The 19035-nt window shown below is 59.8% G+C and carries 22 protein-coding genes; 16 read left to right on the top strand and 6 right to left on the bottom strand.

From position 1 onward, the window contains the following. The first annotated feature begins 199 nt into the window (after positions 1 to 199). From ACN2TU_RS06365 to ACN2TU_RS06355, 3 genes are all read left to right on the top strand, one after another. Positions 200 to 1987, top strand: coding sequence for an acetyl-CoA carboxylase biotin carboxylase subunit (locus ACN2TU_RS06365; RefSeq protein ID WP_435153944.1), 1788 nt, complete (start codon positions 200 to 202; stop codon positions 1985 to 1987). Positions 1988 to 2198: 211 nt separating this feature from the next. Next, positions 2199 to 2792, top strand: coding sequence for a DUF6663 family protein (locus tag ACN2TU_RS06360; RefSeq protein ID WP_435153942.1), 594 nt, complete (start codon positions 2199 to 2201; stop codon positions 2790 to 2792). Between the two features lie 39 nt (positions 2793 to 2831). Next, positions 2832 to 3806, top strand: a complete 975-nt coding sequence (locus ACN2TU_RS06355) for a biotin--[acetyl-CoA-carboxylase] ligase (protein ID WP_435153940.1) — start codon at positions 2832 to 2834, stop codon at positions 3804 to 3806. On the opposite strand, the gene ACN2TU_RS06350 is transcribed toward ACN2TU_RS06355, so the two are convergent. The 3 genes from ACN2TU_RS06350 to ACN2TU_RS06340 all read right to left on the bottom strand — a co-directional run bounded on the left by ACN2TU_RS06350 (position 3807) and on the right by ACN2TU_RS06340 (position 6693). Then, a complete protein-coding gene (locus tag ACN2TU_RS06350; RefSeq protein ID WP_435153937.1) occupies positions 3807 to 4292 on the bottom strand; it encodes a universal stress protein in 486 nt (161 codons plus the stop codon). It lies immediately after the preceding gene. Between the two features lie 90 nt (positions 4293 to 4382). Further along, positions 4383 to 5396, bottom strand: a complete 1014-nt coding sequence (locus tag ACN2TU_RS06345) for an amidohydrolase family protein (RefSeq protein WP_435153934.1) — start codon at positions 5394 to 5396, stop codon at positions 4383 to 4385. Between the two features lie 73 nt (positions 5397 to 5469). Beyond that, positions 5470 to 6693: an HD domain-containing protein gene (locus ACN2TU_RS06340; RefSeq protein ID WP_435153931.1), complete on the bottom strand. Its 1224-nt coding sequence runs from the start codon at positions 6691 to 6693 to the stop codon at positions 5470 to 5472. Between the two features lie 132 nt (positions 6694 to 6825). Between ACN2TU_RS06340 and cofD the strand changes: the two genes are divergently transcribed. Genes cofD through ACN2TU_RS06320 form a run of 4 tightly spaced genes read left to right on the top strand, consistent with a single transcriptional unit; the run spans position 6826 to position 9978 of the window. Further along, entirely contained in the window at positions 6826 to 7818 is a 993-nt protein-coding gene (gene cofD, locus ACN2TU_RS06335; RefSeq protein ID WP_435153928.1) for a 2-phospho-L-lactate transferase, read from the top strand. Beyond that, on the top strand, positions 7818 to 8561 hold the full coding sequence (locus ACN2TU_RS06330) for a tRNA-dihydrouridine synthase (protein ID WP_435153926.1): 744 nt from the start codon (positions 7818 to 7820) through the stop codon (positions 8559 to 8561). Before cofD ends, ACN2TU_RS06330 begins: the two co-directional genes overlap by 1 nt. Further along, positions 8558 to 9403, top strand: coding sequence for a triphosphoribosyl-dephospho-CoA synthase (locus tag ACN2TU_RS06325; protein ID WP_435153923.1), 846 nt, complete (start codon positions 8558 to 8560; stop codon positions 9401 to 9403). The genes ACN2TU_RS06330 and ACN2TU_RS06325 overlap by 4 nt, the downstream gene beginning before the upstream one ends. Then, the gene (locus ACN2TU_RS06320) at positions 9400 to 9978 is read left to right on the top strand and encodes a DUF447 domain-containing protein (RefSeq protein WP_435153920.1); all 579 of its coding nucleotides are present in this window, start codon (positions 9400 to 9402) and stop codon (positions 9976 to 9978) included. Before ACN2TU_RS06325 ends, ACN2TU_RS06320 begins: the two co-directional genes overlap by 4 nt. A gap of 57 nt (positions 9979 to 10035) precedes the next feature. On the opposite strand, the gene ACN2TU_RS06315 is transcribed toward ACN2TU_RS06320, so the two are convergent. Beyond that, positions 10036 to 10446: a hypothetical protein gene (locus ACN2TU_RS06315; RefSeq protein ID WP_435153918.1), complete on the bottom strand. Its 411-nt coding sequence runs from the start codon at positions 10444 to 10446 to the stop codon at positions 10036 to 10038. Between the two features lie 179 nt (positions 10447 to 10625). Between ACN2TU_RS06315 and ACN2TU_RS06310 the strand changes: the two genes are divergently transcribed. The 3 genes from ACN2TU_RS06310 to ACN2TU_RS06300 all read left to right on the top strand — a co-directional run bounded on the left by ACN2TU_RS06310 (position 10626) and on the right by ACN2TU_RS06300 (position 12886). Beyond that, positions 10626 to 11342 (top strand): protein sorting system archaetidylserine synthase, encoded by a 717-nt coding sequence (locus ACN2TU_RS06310; protein ID WP_435153915.1) that lies wholly within the window; start codon positions 10626 to 10628, stop codon positions 11340 to 11342. Between the two features lie 57 nt (positions 11343 to 11399). Continuing rightward, positions 11400 to 12650, top strand: coding sequence for a HEAT repeat domain-containing protein (locus ACN2TU_RS06305; protein WP_435153914.1), 1251 nt, complete (start codon positions 11400 to 11402; stop codon positions 12648 to 12650). Between the two features lie 83 nt (positions 12651 to 12733). Next, positions 12734 to 12886, top strand: a complete 153-nt coding sequence (locus tag ACN2TU_RS06300; protein ID WP_435153912.1) for a DUF7837 family putative zinc-binding protein — start codon at positions 12734 to 12736, stop codon at positions 12884 to 12886. Here ACN2TU_RS06300 and ACN2TU_RS06295 read toward each other — a convergent pair. After that, positions 12880 to 13125 (bottom strand): hypothetical protein, encoded by a 246-nt coding sequence (locus ACN2TU_RS06295; RefSeq protein WP_435153910.1) that lies wholly within the window; start codon positions 13123 to 13125, stop codon positions 12880 to 12882. The genes ACN2TU_RS06300 and ACN2TU_RS06295 overlap by 7 nt on opposite strands. A 76-nt stretch (positions 13126 to 13201) precedes the next feature. Here ACN2TU_RS06295 and ACN2TU_RS06290 point away from each other — a divergent pair, with 76 nt between their 5' ends. Further along, entirely contained in the window at positions 13202 to 13528 is a 327-nt protein-coding gene (locus tag ACN2TU_RS06290) for a hypothetical protein (RefSeq protein ID WP_435153908.1), read from the top strand. A 100-nt stretch (positions 13529 to 13628) separates the two neighbouring features. Then, positions 13629 to 14186: a phospholipase D-like domain-containing protein gene (locus ACN2TU_RS06285; RefSeq protein WP_435153906.1), complete on the top strand. Its 558-nt coding sequence runs from the start codon at positions 13629 to 13631 to the stop codon at positions 14184 to 14186. Here the strand turns inward: ACN2TU_RS06285 and ACN2TU_RS06280 are convergent. Next, on the bottom strand, positions 14171 to 16081 hold the full coding sequence (locus ACN2TU_RS06280) for a DHH family phosphoesterase (protein ID WP_435153904.1): 1911 nt from the start codon (positions 16079 to 16081) through the stop codon (positions 14171 to 14173). The two genes, ACN2TU_RS06285 and ACN2TU_RS06280, sit on opposite strands and share 16 nt — an antisense overlap. Before the next feature lie 135 nt (positions 16082 to 16216). Here ACN2TU_RS06280 and ACN2TU_RS06275 point away from each other — a divergent pair, with 135 nt between their 5' ends. The 4 genes from ACN2TU_RS06275 to ACN2TU_RS06260 all read left to right on the top strand — a co-directional run bounded on the left by ACN2TU_RS06275 (position 16217) and on the right by ACN2TU_RS06260 (position 19009). Further along, a complete protein-coding gene (locus ACN2TU_RS06275) occupies positions 16217 to 16705 on the top strand; it encodes a Mov34/MPN/PAD-1 family protein (protein ID WP_435153902.1) in 489 nt (162 codons plus the stop codon). Beyond that, positions 16702 to 17133 (top strand): FAD synthase family protein, encoded by a 432-nt coding sequence (locus tag ACN2TU_RS06270; protein WP_435153900.1) that lies wholly within the window; start codon positions 16702 to 16704, stop codon positions 17131 to 17133. The genes ACN2TU_RS06275 and ACN2TU_RS06270 overlap by 4 nt, the downstream gene beginning before the upstream one ends. Positions 17134 to 17643: 510 nt before the next feature. Continuing rightward, complete coding sequence (locus ACN2TU_RS06265; RefSeq protein WP_435153898.1) at positions 17644 to 18309, top strand: metal-dependent transcriptional regulator; 666 nt, start codon at positions 17644 to 17646, stop codon at positions 18307 to 18309. A gap of 1 nt (position 18310) precedes the next feature. Continuing rightward, positions 18311 to 19009: a TMEM165/GDT1 family protein gene (locus ACN2TU_RS06260; RefSeq protein WP_435153896.1), complete on the top strand. Its 699-nt coding sequence runs from the start codon at positions 18311 to 18313 to the stop codon at positions 19007 to 19009. Positions 19010 to 19035 lie beyond the last annotated feature (26 nt).

Genomic DNA, 19035 nt, shown 5'->3' with positions numbered 1-19035 from the left:
ATCACCTAACGAAAATATTCGAAAAGAATGACATTTCCCGGAAACGACTCGAAAACCCCACAATCCGACCATTCGACAAAAACCACCCGTAAATATCGTCAACCACGACACACAATCATCGTTGACGAACACAAACGAGAAATCCGCGAAAGAAAAATCGACAGAATGAGGTAACCCACCCGAATAGAGTTCCGCAAGAATGTTCGACAAGGTTCTAGTCGCCAACCGTGGAGAAATCGCGGTTCGCGTCATGCGCGCCTGCGAGGAACTGGGAATCGACACCGTCGCTGTCTACAGCGACGCCGACCGAAATGCGGGTCACGTCCGCTACGCCGACGAAGCGTACAACATCGGCCCGGCGCGAGCGGCCGATTCCTATCTCGACCACGAGGCAGTCATCGACGCCGCCGAAAAGGCCGGCGCGGACGCCATCCATCCCGGCTACGGCTTCCTCGCGGAGAACGCCGATTTCGCCGCGAAAGTCGAAGAAACCGAGAGCGTGACGTGGGTTGGTCCGACCAGCCACTCGATGGAGCAACTGGGCGAGAAGACGAAGGCCCGAAAAGTGATGCAGGACGCGGACGTGCCGATTGTTCCCGGAACCACCGACCCCGTCACGGATCCCGAAGACGTGAAAGCGTTCGGCGAGGAACACGGCTACCCAATCGCCATCAAGGCGGAAGGTGGCGGCGGTGGCCGCGGGATGAAAGTCGTTCGAACCGAGGACGAGGTCGAAGACCAACTCGAATCAGCCCAGCGTGAAGGTGAGGCGTACTTCGACAACGATTCGGTCTACCTCGAACGCTACCTCGAACAGCCACGACACATCGAGGTACAGATCATTGCCGACCAGCATGGCAACGTCCGCCACCTCGGCGAGCGCGACTGTTCGCTCCAGCGCCGTCACCAGAAGGTCATCGAGGAAGGACCATCGCCCGCTCTCTCGGACGCGCTCCGTGAGGAAATCGGCGAGGCGGCCCGACAGGGTGTCAAAGCCTCCGACTACGTCAACGCCGGAACCGTGGAATTCCTCGTGGAGGACGGCGAGTTCTTCTTCCTCGAAGTGAACACCCGGATTCAGGTCGAACACTGCGTTACGGAGGAGCTGACGGGCATCGACATCGTGAAATGGCAACTCCGCGTCGCGGCGGGCGACGAACTCGACTTCGCGCAGGACGACGTTGAACTCGAAGGCCACGCGATGGAGTTCCGCATCAACGCCGAAAACGCCGCCCAGGACTTCGCACCCGCCCGAAGCGGTTCGCTCGACGTGTACGACCCGCCAGGAGGAATCGGCGTCCGTCTGGACGATTCGCTCCGGCAGGGCGACGACCTCGTGACGGATTACGACTCGATGATTGCGAAACTCATCGTTCACGGTTCCGACCGCGAGGAATGTCTCGCTCGGGGTCGCCGCGCACTCGCTGAGTACGATATCGAAGGCGTCGTCACCATCATCCCGTTCCATCGCGTCATGCTCGAAGACGAGAAATTCGTCGCCGGCGAACACACGACGAAGTATTTGGACGAGGAACTGGACGACGAGAAGGTCGCCGAAGCCCAAGAAAAATGGGGGTCGTCCGAATCCGCAGGCGACGACGAGGAGGTCGTCGAGCGCGAGTTCACGGTCGAAGTCAACGGCAAACGGTTCGAGGTCAATCTGGAACAGCGGGGTGAAATCGCGGCAGTCCCCGCAAACGGCAACTCCGGCGGCCAAAAGCCAAAGCCATCGGGCGGCAGCAGTGGCGGCAGTGAAACCGTCATCGACGCCGAAGGCGAGACTGTCACTGCCGAGATGCAGGGCACGATTCTTGACGTGAAAGTCGAAGAGGGCGACGAGATTCAGTCCGGCGACGTGGTCTGCGTCCTCGAAGCGATGAAGATGGAAAACGACGTGGTCGCCTCCCGCGGCGGCACCGTCACCCAAGTCGCAGTAAGCGAAGGCGAGAGCGTCGATATGGACGACGTTCTTGTCGTCGTGGACTGAGCGGAAAAGTCGAGTTTTCTAGCGTCTCTACGTCAATCGTCTACCGATTGCAGACGATCGGTGTCCCCTCGAAGAAATCCGGTAATGAAACCGGCCTACGATTTCCGAACCCGCATTTCGATAGACTCCGCGGGACGGAGATTCGCCGCCGCTGACCGATAGCGAAACGCGGATGCGAGGCCTTTTTTCAAATCCGTCTCCTACACGAACCATGGAAGACGGCCAGAGCTATCGTGTGCTCGCGACACTGAGCGACCAAGAACTTCGTCTGCTTGACCGAGAAACACACGAACAGATCGTTACCGCAAGCGATGGCCACGACGCACCGATTGCCGACCTGCATCCCGGCTACTGCATCGACGCCGACCTCGACTGGTCAACGACCGAACCGACGGTTCGCACGCTGTCGGTTCTTCGGGAAACGCTGTACACCTTCGTTGACCACATCGAACCAGTTTTCGAAGCCGCACAGCAGGCCTGGCAAAACGCACGTGCGGCGGGTGATTCGATGAACAGTCGCGTAACCCGCAATACGGACAACGAGGTCAACGGCGTACTCTACGTGTTTGCCGAGGACGACGAAGGCGAGGTGTTCGAGTTGTTCCGCAATGGCTCTCGCCCGCTCGACCCGCTGGTAGACAAGGTCAACGAACAGGAAGGTGACGCCCCTCGGGAGGTGTTCGTTCTTCGACCCGCAAACGAGGAGTTCGTCATCGTCACCATCGCGCTCAAAAAAGGTGGACAGTTCGCGGAGACACTCCGGGAGACTTACGACTGTCCTCGGCCATCCGAACCGCTCGCGTAAACGAAATCATTCTTGTCGAGAGTCACCCTATCCGACGATATGAACGACACCCGCCGGGCGGTCTTGGACGCCCTCGCCGACGGCCCGATGTCCGGTCCGGAACTCGCGGACGCCCTCGATGTCTCCCGAAACGCCGTGTGGAAACACGTCGAAGCACTGCGCAAGTCGGGGTTCGAAATCGAGAGCACCAGCGATGGCTACCGACTGGGCGAGATTCCGGAGTTCGGCCCGGCAGTCGAATACGGGCTCGAAGCCCCGTTCGCAATCGAGTATCACGACTCCATCGGGAGTACGAACGACCGAGCGCGTGAACTGGCAGGAGAGGGGGCGAAGGACGTCGTTGTACTAACTGATCAGCAGGTCGGTGGCAGGGGTCGCCTCGAACGTGAATGGGTCGGCCCGTCCGGTGGTGTCTGGTCGAGCCTCGTACTCCGCCCCGAAATTCCGCCATCGCACGCGCCATTGCTGACGCTCGCCGCCGCTGTGGCCGTGACGCGAGCTGCGCGAGAGGCGGGCGTTCCGGCAGAAATCAAGTGGCCGAACGACGTTCTCTTGACCGACGGCGAAGCGAACGAGAGGGAATCAGAGCAAGGCGCTGACGAAATTCCAGTTCAACCCGAGAAACTCTCGGGCATCCTCACGGAGATGGAAGGCGAGGCAGACCGCGTCTCGTGGGTCGTCGTCGGAATCGGGGTAAACGTCAACATCGACGCAGACGAGTTGCCGGACGGCGCGACCAGCGTGCAGGAATCCGTCGGAACAATAAATCGCAGGGTCTTCACCCAACGACTGTTGGAGGAGTTCGACACGCTGCGTGCAGCCCCCGAAAAAATACTTCCCGCGTGGCGCGACCACGCGGCAACGCTCGGCCAGCGAGTCCGAGTAGAAACACGAACTGGAACCGTGGTTGGAACAGCAGTCGACATCGAATCACCGGGGGTGCTCGTCGTGGAGACCGACGAGGGGACGGTGCGGGTTCACGCCGGTGACTGTGAACACTTGCGACCAGCGTAGTTAGCTACTTCCTTTCACTTCCTCGACCGTCTCGGCTTTCGCTGTCGTCTCGGTCTTTTCGACTCGTACTGTGAGCACGGGAACCGTCGAAGCGCGGACGACACGTTCTGCGACGCTTCCGAGCAAGAGTCGGTCGATACCGCCGCGTCCGTGCGTTCCCATCACGATCAGGTCGAACCCCTCACGTTCCGCATGACGGACGATTTCCTTGTTCGGCGGCCCCTCCACGAGGTGTGTCGTCAGGTCCACATCGTACCGGCCTGCGACGCGACGAACGTCTTCGAGTGCTGATTCGCCTTCCTCCTGTAACATGTCGCTGATACCCTCCCACGACGTTTCCATCGGAAGGCTGGCGAACGTCGCGGAGTTAATGACGTACACCGCGTGCAGTTCCGCCCCGTGCGCCTCCGCCAGTTCTGCAGCGTGTTCGACTACCCGCTCCGTCTCCGCCGAACCATCGGTTGGCACGAGTATTCGGTCGTACATAGATGCGTTAGCGAATGACACGGTCGGGGGCGTCTTAACTTGTTTGGTATCTGCGACCTTCGAATCGAAACCCGAACGCCGAACCGTCTTCTATAAAATTACGTTTTTGACGTCGCTTGCTCCTGCTCGTCGAACGATCGATCGAGTTACATCTCTGTTACCTGTAAGGTTGTCCGAATCGCCGTCAAGGACGAGCAGTTTCGCATCCCGACCCGGTTTCACAACACCGCAATTTAATCCCGCGATTCGTGCCCCGTTTTGGGTCGCCATGCGAAGTACTTCTCGGGAAGAGAGGTCGGTCAGCTTTGCGGTGAATTCCATCTCCCGAAACATCGACGGACTGTTCAACATTACGTTGTCCGTTCCGAGTGCAACGGTCGTTCTATCCAGTAGTTTCCGCATCGGCGGTAGTCCGACTCCCGTGACGAGATTCGACCGCGGGCAAACCGCGATTGGAATCTCGCTGTCCTCGATTCGGTCGAGATGAATCGGTTCCGGATGGACGACGTGAACGAGAAAATCCGGCGACAGGTCGAGTGCCGGATTGATGTCGCTGGCATCCGCTTCGCCCGCGTGGATGCCGAACAGTTTTCCGGCCTTTCTCGTTGCGCGACGTTCTCGGCCGAAGGTGTCGTCGTTCGCTCCACTCGCGCCGAACCCGTCCGCGGCCTCCATTGCAGCGACCGTTTCGCGTCCCAGGATGAATGGGTCGATGTCCAATCCTTCCACGGCCTCCTGAAGCGCGAACACGCCTTCGACGCTACCTTCACGAAATTCGAGGAACGACGCGGTTCCCGTTGATTGCATGAACTGTACCGACCGCCGCATTGCTTCGACTTTCTCGCTTCGAGACGTTTCCCGAAGGAGCCGATGTTTGAGACCGTCCGGCGGTGCGACGAGTTCTTCGAGCGATAAACCGCCGCCAGCTTCCTTCGCTATCGAGTCGCCGATGTGCGTGTGCGCGTTGATAAATGCGGGCAGAACAATGTCCGACGACGAGACGGATGTCTCTTCGATAGCCGTAATCGTTCCGTCCTCAACGACCACACGTCCCTCGACTGGGTCGAAGTTGGGGCCGCGCAGTATCGTACCCTCCACGAGCATACGTGGCGATTGTCTGTACCGGGTCTTAAACACCTTCGTCGTTCGCCGAACGTGATTTCGATACGAGACGTGGTCACTCGAAATCGTCCAGTGTCGTTCTGATACCGGTTCGAACGTCGCTGACCAACGTTCCGTCGGTGTCCAATCCGAGGACGCGCTCGGTCGCGAGTCCGACTCCCTCGGTTTCTTCAGCGGGCGTGTACACGCCGAGTCGCCACTGGTCGCGTTGTACTCGTTGCAGTGCTCGAACCAGCGTGGACTGCTCGCCGAGCGGTCGGACGTCACCGTTGACGATGACACGCGACGAGGACTCGGTCATCCGCGGCCGGCCGGGAACGTCGAGAATGACGGATTCGGGTTCGACATCCGCGCTCTCGGCGATGTCAGTTTCGTATTCGCGGATGGTCTCGTGGTCGGCATCGATGATTTCGTCCGGAACGTCCGCCATCTCCGCCCAGACCGAACGTTTGTAGAGGTCGCGGTGGGAGAGTCGTCGCGCGAGTTCGGCAGTGTTCGGCGTCGCACGAAGCGCGACGAGCAGGTCGTGGTCGTCCATTCGTCGCAACTGCTCGGCGTCGATGTCCGGTTCCGAAAGCAGTCGCTCGCTCGCCCGCTGGAGCATCGACTTACTGATTCGTGTGACGTGATGGTTGTACACCGTCGGGTTCATCAACGCGCGAGCGACGAGGAGACTTTCTGTGGTCTGGACGTTTCCCTCCGCGAGGACGAGTTTCCCGTCGAGAAACGTCAGTTCGCGGGTGAGACGCTGATGGTCGATGGTTCCATACGGAACGCCCGTGTGATGCGCATCTCGAACGAGGTAATCCATCCTGTCAACGTCGAGTTCGCCGGAGACGACTTGTCCGAGTTCACCCTCGCCCGCGATGAGGTCGGCGATGGTATCTGGCTGTAAGTCATATGACCGAAGTACGTCTCCGACCTCGGATTCCGTGAGCAGGTCGTGGACGTCGTCGTGGTATTTCCCCGTCCGTCGGTGGATGAGTTCTTCGATGGTGTGGCTGTAGGGAGAGTGTCCGATATCGTGGAGGAGGGCCGCGGCACGAACTCGTTCCGCCTGTATTCCCTCGATACCGAGATTCGTGAGCGCTTCGCACGCGAGATGATAGACGCCGAGACTGTGTTCGAATCGAGTGTGGTTCGCGGACGGGTAGACGAGACGAGCAGTTCCGAGCTGCGTGATATGCCGAAGTCGCTGGACTGCGGGTGTGTCCAACAGGTCGTGGGCCACCCCCACGACGTCGATGTGGTCGTGAACGCTGTCCTTGATTGTCTTCATTATGTAGCGGTTGGCCCGTCATCCTATAAAGACTGAAGGACGAACGGGATAGTAGAAACGCGGACTGACGTTCCCTACAAAAAACGACAGGAGCGACGAAAACTTAACGTCACGAATCACAAATGCCACACCATGGTAACGTTTCTCTCCGGGGGGACAGGAACTCCCAAACTTCTGGATGGTGCGCTCTCGGTCTTCTCGCCCGCCGAGACGACCGTCGTCGGAAACACGGGTGACGACGTGGAGTTGGGTGGCCTGTTGGTCTGTCCCGACATCGACACCGTGCTTTTCCAGCAAGGAGGCGTGTTGAACCGCGAGACGTGGTGGGGAATCGCTGACGACACGGCCGAAACGCACGACGAACTACAGCGACTCGCCGAGTCGGCGGGGCTGGCAGATGGTCCTCGCTATCTTCCCGACGAACGCCAAACTGCGGGCCGGAAAATCGCGCGCTGGCGGCGATTTTCCGGCGTCGCGGAGTTCATGCACCTCGGTGACCGTGACCGAGCAGTCCACGTTACGCGGACGGGACTGCTGGACGAAGGCTACACCCTAACCGAAACGACCCGAATTTTGGCCGACGCGTTCGATTCACCGGTCGATATCGTCCCCATGAGCGACGACCCGGTCGCAAGCATCGTTCGAACCCCTGAACGGGAAATGCACTTTCAGGAGTTTTGGGTCGCCCACGGTGGCGACCCCGACATCGTTGACGTGGAGTTTCGTGGCGGGGATGATGCGGAGCCGTCATCCGCCGCACTTTCGGCGCTGACCGACGACCCGGTCGTCATCGGTCCGTCGAACCCGGTGACGAGCATCGGCCCGATGTTGGCACTCGACGGCGTTCGAACGGCGCTGGAATCCGCGACCGTGGTGGCCGTTTCGCCGTTCGTGGAAGACCGTGTCTTCTCCGGTCCGGCGGGGAAACTGATGGCGGCGGTCGGCTACGACCCGAGCACTGCTGGCGTGGCGGAAGCGTACCCATTCGCGGATGCCTTTGTATTAGACGACGACGATGATACCGACCTCGACCGTCCAGTGGTCAGAACCGATACGAAAATGAACGACACGGACGATTCCGAGCGCGTCGCTCACGCAGTATCGCAGGCACTGGAGGTGGCCTGATGTTCACGCCTCGTGTGGCAATGGCGAGCCTTTCGGGCGAATCTGATGCGGAGTGGGCGATTGGAGGGTCGGAATACGCTGGTGCGGCGTTTTTGGGCGGTATCGCGCTGGACGAACGGACACGAACTGCGGCCCGAAAGTTGGTTTCCCGCGACCGAACCGAGTTTCTCCCCGACGACCCAATCGACTTCGTGGACGAGCAACTCGCGATGCTCTCCGACGCACCGATTCGACCGGGCATCAACGTACGCTCCACGACGCTCTCGCCGGTTCGAACGGTTGCGGAGGTCTGTCGAAACCACGACGCGATACTGGAGATAAACGCCCACTGCCGTCAGGAGGAGATGTGTTCGACCGGTGCGGGACAGTCACTCCTTCGGAACCCCGACCGACTCTGCGAACAGGTTCGGGTAGCCGCAGAAACGGGCGCGACAGTCGGCGTCAAGGCCCGAACCGAGGTGTTCGGCACCGATCTACCGGAACTCTCCCGTCGGATCGTCGATGCGGGAGCAGACGTGCTCCACGTGGATGCGATGGATTCGGAGCACGTAATCGGGGACATCGCAGCGGCCACAGACTGCTTCCTCATCGCGAACAACGGCGTTCGTGACGAAGTGACGGTCACTGAGTATCTCGAATACGGCGCGGACGCGGTGAGCATCGGTCGGCCGAGCGACCGCCCAGAGGTTCTCTCCCGCGTTCGGAGTGCAACTGCTGAGTGGTTCACGGAGGTGGTCGCATGACGCCGGCGGAACACGCGCAACTCGCCTTGCTACTGGAAGTCGCCGGAACGCCGAAACCCGGAAACGTGGATCGCGACAGGGATTTCCCCGATTTGCGGTTCGAGCATTTCCTCGCCGGTGCAGTCGGTTCCGGAGCGGGATTGCGCTCCGCCGAAACTGGTGCATCGGTCGGCGAGGCGTTCGAAGAAGCGATTTCCGGAATGAGTCAGCAGAGCGGTGGCAACACGCAGTTCGGGGCGCTGTGTCTGTTGGTTCCGCTGGTCAAAGCGGCCGCATCCGACACGTGCTCGCCCGAAGCAGTAACGAAAATAGTCGAGGATACGACCGTCGAGGACGCTGAAGGCTTCTATCGTGCATTCGAGCACGTGGACGTGTTCGTGGACGACCCGCCCGAAGGGGCGGACGAGTTCGACGTGCGGCGGGGAAGTGACGCGATTCCCGCCATTCGAGACGCGGGACTCACGCTGTACGACGTGATGGAACTCGGAGCGGACGAGGATGGTATCGCCCACGAATGGACGAACGAGCTCGAACGAACCTTCAAAGCGGGCGAACGAATCATGGAACTGAACGGGTCGCTCTCCGGGCGCGGAGCGCGAGTGTATCTCGAACTGCTTTCACACGAACCGGACTCCTTCGTGGCGAAACAACACGGACGGAAGGTCGCCGAAAGTGTCCGCGTGCGAGCACAAGAGGCATTACAGGAGGTGCAGCAAGGCGATTCCGAATTGGTTCACGCGTTCGCGAGGTCGCTGGTCGAAAGCGAAATCAATCCCGGAACGACCGCCGATATCGTCGCGGGCGGGTTGTTCGTCGCACTGGAGCGAGGGGTACAACCGTGAACAGTTCCACGAAAACCGACTGGCCAGTCGAACTCCGGGGTGTGACCGAGTCGGTCGTCGCGACGCTCGGCCCGAACGAGTTGTGGAACGTGGCTGCGCTCGGCCTTCATGCGGGGACTCCCGTAACCGCGAAAACGTGGGGAAACACTCGAACCCGACGGAACTTCCACCGGCAGGGCGGCGGCGTTGTCCAGTTCACTCGCGATCCCGTCGATTTCGTGGATGCTACGCTCTCGATTCGGGAAGAAGCGGGTGCCGTGCTCGCCTCCGCGGACGCATGGGTCGAGGTCGAAGCTGAGCACGTCGGGACGGGGGAATCGGGTGGAACGAACTGGGAACAGTGGGAGTTGACGCCCGTCGATAGCGACATCGTCAGCGAGTGTGTTCCAACCACCAATCGAGGTTTTTCGGCAGTCGTGGAAGCGACCGTCGCCGTGTCGCGTCTCGACGTGGACGCCTACGACACCGCGGAGCTCAGGAACCGACTGGCGTATTTCGAGGAGGTGGCTCGGACGTGCGGTGGCAAGCGAGAACGCGAGGCGTTCGACCGGATTCGAGAACTCGCAGAGTGGTGAAGAGACGCTCGGTGCTGTTCGCAAGAGGGGGTGTTTCGTCCCTCTCTTTCCCGCACGTCATTCGCTCGGGAGTGAGACGGAGAAATCGCGCCCGCGGAGCCAGTACTCTGCAGCGGCGAAAACACCGCATGCGACGAGATAGAACGGTACCCAGATAAAGACGAAGAGAAAGCCGGGTGAATCACCCTGCCCATCCCGAATTGGCGGGAATTCGACCAGTACGTGCCAGAATAGCAGGATGAGCGCCAAGAGGACACCTGGACTTCGAATCTCGTATCGTATCCAAAGCAGGAGAGGAATTCCGACGGTGCCGAACGCCAGTACCGAATACAATGCAAATCCCTGCCAAGCAGGGCCGGAAATCGAGATGTTCGACGACAGATAGACACTATATCTGAACACGATGCCGGAGTAAAGGATACTGATACCAGCACTGATTGCGATGGCTCGTTTTCCCCGTTTCGACAACAGAAACCTTCCGAGAGATACCATACTGTACTGAACAGATTGATTATTGGCAATTCTATGCTCCGTGGTGCTTTTCTCGTTACCGATACCAGTTCACGAACTCAAAAATGGAGGGTTCTTCTCACAACCAGCCCGCGATTCAAAAGACGTATCAAGCCCGCTCGCACTACCCGCCGGGTATGCAACCTCGGTTCGTCGGACGACTGTCGCTGGCCGACGCGGTGACCGTTTCGAACGGTGCGCTCGGCTTTCTGGCGATTTCGGTCGCGACCACGAACCCGGAACTGGCCGCGCGCCTCGTTCTGTTGGCGGCAGTTGCCGACGGGTTGGATGGCGTGCTCGCGCGACACGTCGGCAGTTCGGCGGCAGGGCCCTACCTCGATTCGCTGGCCGACGTTGCATCGTTCGCGGTCGCACCCGCGCTGTTGGTCGTCGCCATGGTTCGCCAGACGTGGGCTTTCGATACACTTCGCGTCGGCGTTGCACTCGCTGGCGGTGCGCTCTTCGTCGGCATGGCAATCGTTAGACTCGGTCTGTACACCGTCTACGACACCGATGACGACGTGACGGAGGGCGTTCCGACGACCCTCGCGTCGGTTATCCTCGCCGCAGGCGTGCTCGCCGGGTTCACCGAACCGCTGGTGCTCGTCGCGCTCATGTTCCTCCTCGCGGGGTTGATGGTCTCGACCGTTACATATCCCGACCTGCTGGCCCGTGACGCGCTCATCATGGGCGTCGTTCACTCGCTCGCAGTGCTCGTCCCCGATTTTCAGGGGCGTGCGTTCCCCTACGCGCTGTTGACGCTTGCGCTCGCCTACCTCGTCCTGTCGCCGCATTTCTACTGGCGCGCGACGACCGGGAAAACAGCGGGGGCGACAGAAGGGAAACGCTCTTGATGACTACGGCCCGATTTTTCCGCATATGAGAGTAACGGCTCAGCCGGGGGTGGACGCATGAGCGACGAAGACACCGAAGAGACGCAGGACGCGGAGTCAGAAGAATCCGAGGTGGAAGCCGCCGATGCGGAAACCATCGAGGAGCAACTCGACCAGGCGGAAGCAGAACTCGAAAGCGCCGAAACGGAAGCCGACCTCGACGTGGTCGAAGCCCAACTCGACAAAACGGAGGGTCTGCTCGAAAGCGCAGACATTCCGGAACCGGACGACGAGGACGAGGACGATCCGCGCGAGGAACTGGAAGGACGCCTCTCCGACCTCCGCGACGAACTCGAAGAAAAGCGCGGCCCGTACGCCGAAGACGTTATCAACGATATCGAGGACACTGCCTCGACTATCAGAGACACTCGGTGGACCGACGACGGGAGTGGCGAACTCGTCAATACCGTCGAAGCGTTCGCCGAGAGCGTACAAGATATCCTCGACACGGATTTCGGCGTCACGCTGTCCCGTAACTCGGACGACCTCGCGGAAGTTCTCGAAAACGCAGCGATCGCGGTCGGCGACGCCGACCTTGACCCGGACGAGGATGCGGACACCATCGAGTCGCTCGTGGACGTGACGGAAGAGCTGAAGCAGGGCATCGAGGACGCGGAGGAGTGGAGCGACCTCGAAACGCGCGAACAACTCGAAGCCGAAGGCTTCTACGACGTGCTCGACCACCGCAAGGACTATCCGCCGGAATGGCACGCCCTGAAGGTATGGGAGAAAAAGGACCGAGCAGACATGGTCTTGCTCGCGCTTGATTCGCTCCAGTCGAACTTCATGGAGCGCCACTGCCTCGAATCACTCGAACGGATGGGCAACGAGGAAGCCGTCGAACCGATGCTTCAACGCGCAAACCGGCGCGACAAGGATGCTATCAGCATCCTCGGTAAAATTGGCAGCGACGAAGCCATCGACACGATCATCGACTACGTTGATGCCGACCCGGGGATGGCGAAAACCGTCATCAAGGCGCTCGGCGAAATCGGCAGTGACGAAACGACGCAGGAAGTCGCAAACCAACTCGCGGCGGACGACGAGGACGTTCGTAGTCACGCCGCACGTGCCCTCGGTCGCATCGGCGACACGCGCGCCATCGACCCACTCACCGACACGCTTTCCGACGACGACTCTGATTCCGTCCGTGCAAGCGCCGCGTGGGCACTGAACCAGATTGGGACGAAAGACGCGCTCGATAAAGTGCGTGACTATTCCGACGACCGGTCGTTCCTCGTCCAGAGCGAGGCCGAGAAAGCCCTATAGTCGGGTAGTAACGACTCCTTACCGTTTTATAATCGGTCAATAACAAAGCGTATCGCTCGCCAACCTCAACTTCGAGAGGCTCTATGGCGACCGAATCCGCCCGGCTCGGCGTGTGTCCGAACTGCGACGGTAGTATTACCTGCGGCTATCTTCTTATCGAGTACGAAACCGAGAACGGCGTGGAGCGTTTCGCCGAGTGTCCCGACTGTCGGGATATCGTACACCCCGGTCAGTGAGCGAGCAGGGTCGCGAGGAACTGGAGCGCGAACCCGAGCGCGAGAAGAAACGCGCCGACACGACCGATCGAGGTGTATTCTCTTACTTCCATCGGTGAAATGTCGATGGTGAAATCGTTGTAATCTGGGTCGTACTCGATGTAATCCGGTAGTTGGAAGAACTCGAAAAAGATGAGAACGGCCCCGAGAGCACCGAGCCCGTGCCCAGCCAATTCGAGTGCAAACGGAATTTCGACCATACCGACAACGCGAACGTCTCTGACAAAAATTTACCGTTACGAATGTTTATAGCTAAAGACGAGACCATCCCGTTCCGTGTTTGTCAGGATTGTCCTCGTCGTCTGTCTCGTGGCCGCCTCCGCGACCGGTACCCCGTTCATCATCCGTTCGAAAGCAACGGCAGCGTCACCGGAAATCGCTGCTGTGTACCCGAATCCAGTCACGGATGAAGACGTGGGGGAATTCGTCGTCGTTTCGTTCCCGCGACCGACCAATATTTCGACGTGGTCGCTGTCGGATGGTGAGAACGTCGTTCGACTTCCAAACGGAACCGTTCCGGCCGAGTTGCGTTCTCTACCGCCCCGAACGCCACGGAGAATTACACTGACTTCCGTTCGCTTCCGATTCGAAATCTCTCGCTAGCGAACGGCGGTGAGACGGTCACTCTTCGGAGAACGGTTTCGTCGCAAAAACGGACGACGGTCGATTCGACCCGAAAACCGTTCCAGTCGAGTCCGTCACCGTGCTGACCGCTCCGGACAACGCGGAGGAGGGTGTCCTCTCGCTTCTTCGCTCCGCGAACCGGTCGATTGCCATCCAGCAGATGGCAATCGGCGGGCGACAGCAACCGTTCGTTCGGGCGACGCTGGCCGCGGCCCGACGTGGGATCGAAGTCTGGGTTCTGCTCAGTAGTGCATGGTACATTCGCGAGGATAACGGGCAACTCGTGCGCTGGTTGAACGAACGCGCCGACGTAGAAGGGCTTCCGCTCGAAGCGAAACTCGCGGAACCGAACGGCTATGAGAAAATTCACGCGAAGGGCGTCATTGTGGACGAACGGCACCTCGTCGTCGGCGGCAGTCTCAACTGGAACAATCACTCGGCGCGAGAGAACCGTGAAGTCGCCGTCGTCCTTCACGGAAACCAATCGGGCAACTACTACACGGACGTGTTCGAAGCCGATTGGGGCGAACGAGACGACCGATTTCCGGTCGGTCTCGGTGTGGTCGTCACGGTAGGCATCGCTGGTGCGGTTTGGCTCGCGAAGAAGGAAATGAAATTCGCTCAGTCGTCGTTCTGATGCCCAACCGACGTACTCTGGAGCGCTTCGTCGAGCTCCGCATCCGCCATCTTTTCGACGAGGGCGTCGAGTACCTGCTCACGCATCCCCTTGACGAACTTGATGCTTCCGACGACGAGGTGGCCGCCACCGCTGACGCCGCCGCCGACGATTTCCTCGTTCAGTTCCGAGACCATCTCCGGTATGTCGAGTCGGACGCCGTCACTGCGGAGGACGGCGAAATCAGGGCCGTATCCGATTGTGATGACGGGTTCACCCGTCTCCTGTACCTTCCGATCGTGGATTTCGCCGGTCGTCTTGCCTGGTGGTGGGTAGGTGAACCGGTAGGCATGGTTTTCCACGTCTATTCGGTAGAGGTGGGCTTCGCTCGCCAGTCGCTCGTGTTTGACGTGTGGCATCGCGGCGTCGAGTTGCTGTTCCGTATCCGAGCGTGCGCGTTCGGCGAGGAACGAGACGAGTTCGCGGTGGCGTTCTTCGTCGTCACACCCGACGTTGAGCACGTCGTTGATGAGATTCCGTCCGGGGTCGTATTTCAGCCAGAACGCCTCGTAGTCGAGTGCTTCGCCCATGTCCGTAAGGAATTCCTCGCTGTAACCCTCGGATTCGGCGAGCTCGACGTAGTCCGTCATCGCGTTGGCTTTCGAGCGGTCGGAAATACCAGCGACGGCGGGGACGTGGCGGAGTTCGTCCGTAATGTCGGGGCAGATCATTCGCGCGAGTTCGACGCACATCATGCCCGTCGTGATGCGATAATCCTCGTCGTGGAGATACGGATTGACGTGGCCGTCGGTGTACGGTTCGACCGCCTCCGGGTCGGGATGGTGGTGGTCAACGACGAGAATCGGGATGTCGTAGTGCGCAAGATTCTCGTAGGCGGGCACGTCCTCCTCCGTACTCCCGTTGTCCAGCATGAGCAGGAGTGGGAGTTTCTGACCGTGTCGCGCCTGGTCTTCGAGCGCGAAGTTCAGGTCGCGGGTCACGTCCTCCATCTCGTAGAACGGTGCCTTGCTCGGGAGGCGCTTGAACAGGTGGCGTTTCGCGTCGGGGTCTTGGTGAGTCTCCTCGATGAATCGCTTCAGCGCGAGTTCGACCGGGAGGCTAGCGCACATTCCGTCACCGTCGGCGTGGTGGCGGACGCGAATCGGACGGCTTTCGAGCACCGTTCGTCGGAGTTGTTTTGCGATATCACGCAGGTCGGGGAACAACTGTTCGAGCGCAGGCCACTCCACGAGCGGTTCGGTTTCGTGGGGTTCGGCGCGTTCGTCGAGAGCGGCTTCGAGTCGTTCGCGGACGACGCTCTCTTCGTTGCCTTCGAGTGCATCGAGCGAGTTTACTTCGACCTGAAGAGCACCGTCGCGCTCTTCGACTACGCCGACGAGGTGGACGATGTCGCCGATATCGATTTCGGGGTGTGCGCGCACACCAGCGTCCTCGAATGCAGCACAGGGAACGACGCCCGTATCATCGCTGACGTGGAAGATGGTGGGGCCACCCGTCTGTTTTATCTGGACGACTTCGCCTTCGAGGTGAACGGTGTCGCCGACTTGGTCGCCGAGTGCGCCCGTTTCCGCGACTTCGTATTCGTGGGCGACTGCGACGGTTTCGGAGTCGTCGGAATCCGCGGGGACGAAACTCAGGTCGCCGTTTTCTCTCACTTCGAGGAGTTCGACGACGAGGTCGTCGCCGACATCATACGTCTTGGAAAGGTTCGATTCGTGAATGAGACCGGAGACGGAGTCGGAAAGATCGACGAATATGCCGTAGTCAACGACGCCGTTTACGACGGCATGGTACCGTTCGCCCTCGGAAATGTCTGAGAGCGTGCAGTCCGCCGCGAGTTCGTACACGACGGGTTCGTCTGGTCCGTCATCGGGACCGGAATCAGCTGTAGTCATCTTGTCCGTCCCTTCGGTGCCGCTATTTTTAACGCTTTGCAACTCGGGGTCGCGCGCCTGGACGGTACGAAAACCGGTGGCAATCGCAAGCCACCGTTCGCAACGTTTAGAACGCGGGCCATCGGAGTATGGCACATGCGGCTGTTCCGCTCGAACGAAATCCTGGGAATCGCGGAAGACGCGCTGGTGTTCGCGCTCGAAGCGTCTCGCGACACCCACCCGAACGAGTACATGGGCTTCCTTCGCGGCGAGTCCGCGTCCAAACTCGGACTCGACCGCAAGGGCGTCGTCATTACCGACGTGCTCGTCATGCCCGGCACCGAGTCGAACAGCGTCAGTGCGACGGTGAAATCGAGCACTGTTCCCAACGATCTCAATGCCATCGGGTCGGTTCATTCGCATCCGAACGGCGTGATCCAGCCGAGCGACGCGGATCTGGCCACGTTCGGACAGGGTGACCTCCACATCATCATCGGCGCCCCCTACGACCGGGATAGTTGGCGGGCGTTCAACCGGGACGGCGACCCGCGAGTGCTTGACGTGTTGGATGTCGAGTTACCGGATCCGGAATCGTTTTTCGACTTCACGCAGGCGGACATCGATGAGGAGTTGAGAGAGCAGTGACACACGTACTCGCACAAGGAACATTCGACATTCTCCATCCCGGCCACGTTCATTATCTCCGCGACTCGGCGGAGATGGGTGACCGATTGTCGGTAATCATCGCCCGTCGGGAGAACGTCACGCACAAGCAGAAACCGATCCTGCCGAATCAGCAGCGTCGGGAGATGATTAGCGCACTGGAGATGGTTGACCACGCACGTGTCGGTCATCCCGAGGACATTTTCGTACCCATCGAGGAGCTTGACCCGGACATCATCGCGCTCGGCTACGACCAACATCACGACGACGCTGCAATCGAGGCGGAACTCCGCCGACGCGGAATCGACTGCGTGGTTCGGCGCGCCTCACCGCTTGACCCCGAAGCAGCCGAAGAACTGCTTTCGACGGGGAGAATTATCGATCGGATTTGTAAGGAGCGGTGCGATTAACGATTTTCGACGGCAGGCCGACCAGCCGATAGGTCGCGCCGGGTTTGTGCTGAGTGCCTTGCGCACGAAACACGAACCCATGCGGGGAGGGCTGTGGGCCAAGCAGGCGAGTGCGCCCGGTTCGGCGCACTCGCCTGCGTTCGATGCTGTTGCTGTGGCTGTCCTGGTGGATGAAGGGCGAGCGACATAGGGAGCGAGGGCCGGGGGAAATCGGAGATTTCCACGGGTGAGCAAACGCTTTGGGTTTGCGAGCTACGGAAAACCAACGGTTTTCAGGCACCTCGGAAGAGAGAAGCTCTTCCGGTGGCTTCGTTTGAACCAGAATTAGTAGAAACAACATTATTACTAACCCCTCGAAAAGTTCCAAGATTCGTTTTGTCGTTGCCAATCTCCAGAACAAGACCAGCAATCCACTCCACTCCAAACACCCGAATCGCACAAATAACCAACCCAAACCGCACTTAGCACACGACAAATTGAAGGTTTAGAACCATCTAATCTCGACCAGTGATGTTGAGCGACGTGATGGAGGACTACTTGAAAGCCATCTACACGCTCCAGAAGGAAAACGAGGAGCCGGTAGCCACCTCCGCAATCGCGGATTATCTCGGCGTGACGCCGCCGACAGTTACCAGCATGGTTGAGAAACTGGCCGACCGCGGCCTCCTCTATCGGGAGAAGTACAAGGGAGTCGAACTCACCGAGGAGGGAGAGACGGTTGCGCTCGAAGTGCTTCGTCACCACCGACTGCTGGAGTCGTATTTGACCGAACATCTAGACTATTCGTGGAGCGAAGTCCACGAGGAGGCGGATCGACTCGAACACCACATCAGCGAGGAGTTCGAGCGCCGAGTCGCCGACGCCCTCGGCAACCCGACGGTCGACCCGCACGGCGATCCGATTCCGGACGCCGACCTCTCGCCCATCGCCGAGGACAACACGACACCCCTCAGCGAACACGAATCCGGCGAAACGGTCGTCGTGGCGCGCGTCAGCGACCGCGACGAAGAGGAACTGCGCTACCTCTCCGACGCCGGAATAACTCCCGGAACGGAACTCGAAATCGTCGATGTTGCGCCGTTCGGAATGGTGACCGTCGCGATCGAAGATACCGAACAGAGCCTCCCAGAAACCGTCGCCCGGTCGATTCGCGTCCGGGCAGTCGTCGAAGGATAAGATGGTCGGGTCACCGACACCACTTGCGACGGGTCTTCAAGCAGTGATTCAACGATACAGTGGTTATGGCCCACTGTTAGCGTCGTTCCTCGCCAACATGCTCGCGACGTTCGGCGATAAGGGCCAACTCGTCGTCGTCACGTTGGCCTCGCGCTACGACGCCAAGAAGGTGTTTCTCGGCGCGATGTCCGCCTTCTCGCTATGGAGTCTTATCGAAGTCGCGTTCGGTCAGTGGATAGTGACCGTTCTTCCGGAGAGATTCGTCACCCTCTTCGCCGGATTTCTCTTTTTCGTCTTCGGCCTGTGGACGCTTCGGAGCGCCTACCGGAACTTCCGCGCCGAATCGAACGAACAGCCAGTCGTGACCGCTGGCGGGCTCGATATCGGAGTAAGTGGTCGATATCTCCCCGACGGCGTGCTCGCTCGAATGGGTGCTTACGGTGGCGTCTTGACCACTTTCGTCTTCATCATGGTCGCCGAATTCGGCGACAAAACGCAACTACTGACCATCGACCTCGCCGCGACGTTTCCGAATGCACCAATGTCGGTGTTTATCGGCGTTGTGGTGGCGCTCGGACTCAGAACTGGTATCGACGCTCTCATCGGCGAACGGTTCGAGCGGTGGGTGCCGACGAAATGGATGGAACTCGCCGCGGCACTCGTGTTCCTTCTCTTTAGCGCGTTCGTCCTCGTGGGATAACCGGAGTACCGCGAACCGCGACGTTT

Source organism: Haladaptatus marinus, assembly GCF_051194195.1.
Note: the sequence above shows the minus strand (reverse complement) of the source record. Positions and strands in the feature narration are given on the sequence as shown.

Excerpts from the sequence above, each read along its gene's own strand:
- ACN2TU_RS06365 (WP_435153944.1), top strand. The coding sequence starts at position 200 with ATGTTCGACAAGGTTCTAGTCGCCAACCGTGGAGAAATCGCGGTTCGC.
- ACN2TU_RS06360 (WP_435153942.1), top strand. The coding sequence starts at position 2,199 with ATGGAAGACGGCCAGAGCTATCGTGTGCTCGCGACACTGAGCGACCAA.
- ACN2TU_RS06355 (WP_435153940.1), top strand. The coding sequence starts at position 2,832 with ATGAACGACACCCGCCGGGCGGTCTTGGACGCCCTCGCCGACGGCCCG.
- ACN2TU_RS06350 (WP_435153937.1), bottom strand. The coding sequence starts at position 4,292 with ATGTACGACCGAATACTCGTGCCAACCGATGGTTCGGCGGAGACGGAG.
- ACN2TU_RS06345 (WP_435153934.1), bottom strand. The coding sequence starts at position 5,396 with ATGCTCGTGGAGGGTACGATACTGCGCGGCCCCAACTTCGACCCAGTC.
- ACN2TU_RS06340 (WP_435153931.1), bottom strand. The coding sequence starts at position 6,693 with ATGAAGACAATCAAGGACAGCGTTCACGACCACATCGACGTCGTGGGG.
- cofD (WP_435153928.1), top strand. The coding sequence starts at position 6,826 with ATGGTAACGTTTCTCTCCGGGGGGACAGGAACTCCCAAACTTCTGGAT.
- ACN2TU_RS06330 (WP_435153926.1), top strand. The coding sequence starts at position 7,818 with ATGTTCACGCCTCGTGTGGCAATGGCGAGCCTTTCGGGCGAATCTGAT.
- ACN2TU_RS06325 (WP_435153923.1), top strand. The coding sequence starts at position 8,558 with ATGACGCCGGCGGAACACGCGCAACTCGCCTTGCTACTGGAAGTCGCC.
- ACN2TU_RS06310 (WP_435153915.1), top strand. The coding sequence starts at position 10,626 with ATGCAACCTCGGTTCGTCGGACGACTGTCGCTGGCCGACGCGGTGACC.
- ACN2TU_RS06305 (WP_435153914.1), top strand. The coding sequence starts at position 11,400 with ATGAGCGACGAAGACACCGAAGAGACGCAGGACGCGGAGTCAGAAGAA.
- ACN2TU_RS06300 (WP_435153912.1), top strand. The coding sequence starts at position 12,734 with ATGGCGACCGAATCCGCCCGGCTCGGCGTGTGTCCGAACTGCGACGGT.
- ACN2TU_RS06295 (WP_435153910.1), bottom strand. The coding sequence starts at position 13,125 with ATGGTCGAAATTCCGTTTGCACTCGAATTGGCTGGGCACGGGCTCGGT.
- ACN2TU_RS06280 (WP_435153904.1), bottom strand. The coding sequence starts at position 16,081 with ATGACTACAGCTGATTCCGGTCCCGATGACGGACCAGACGAACCCGTC.
- ACN2TU_RS06275 (WP_435153902.1), top strand. The coding sequence starts at position 16,217 with ATGCGGCTGTTCCGCTCGAACGAAATCCTGGGAATCGCGGAAGACGCG.
- ACN2TU_RS06265 (WP_435153898.1), top strand. The coding sequence starts at position 17,644 with ATGTTGAGCGACGTGATGGAGGACTACTTGAAAGCCATCTACACGCTC.
- ACN2TU_RS06260 (WP_435153896.1), top strand. The coding sequence starts at position 18,311 with ATGGTCGGGTCACCGACACCACTTGCGACGGGTCTTCAAGCAGTGATT.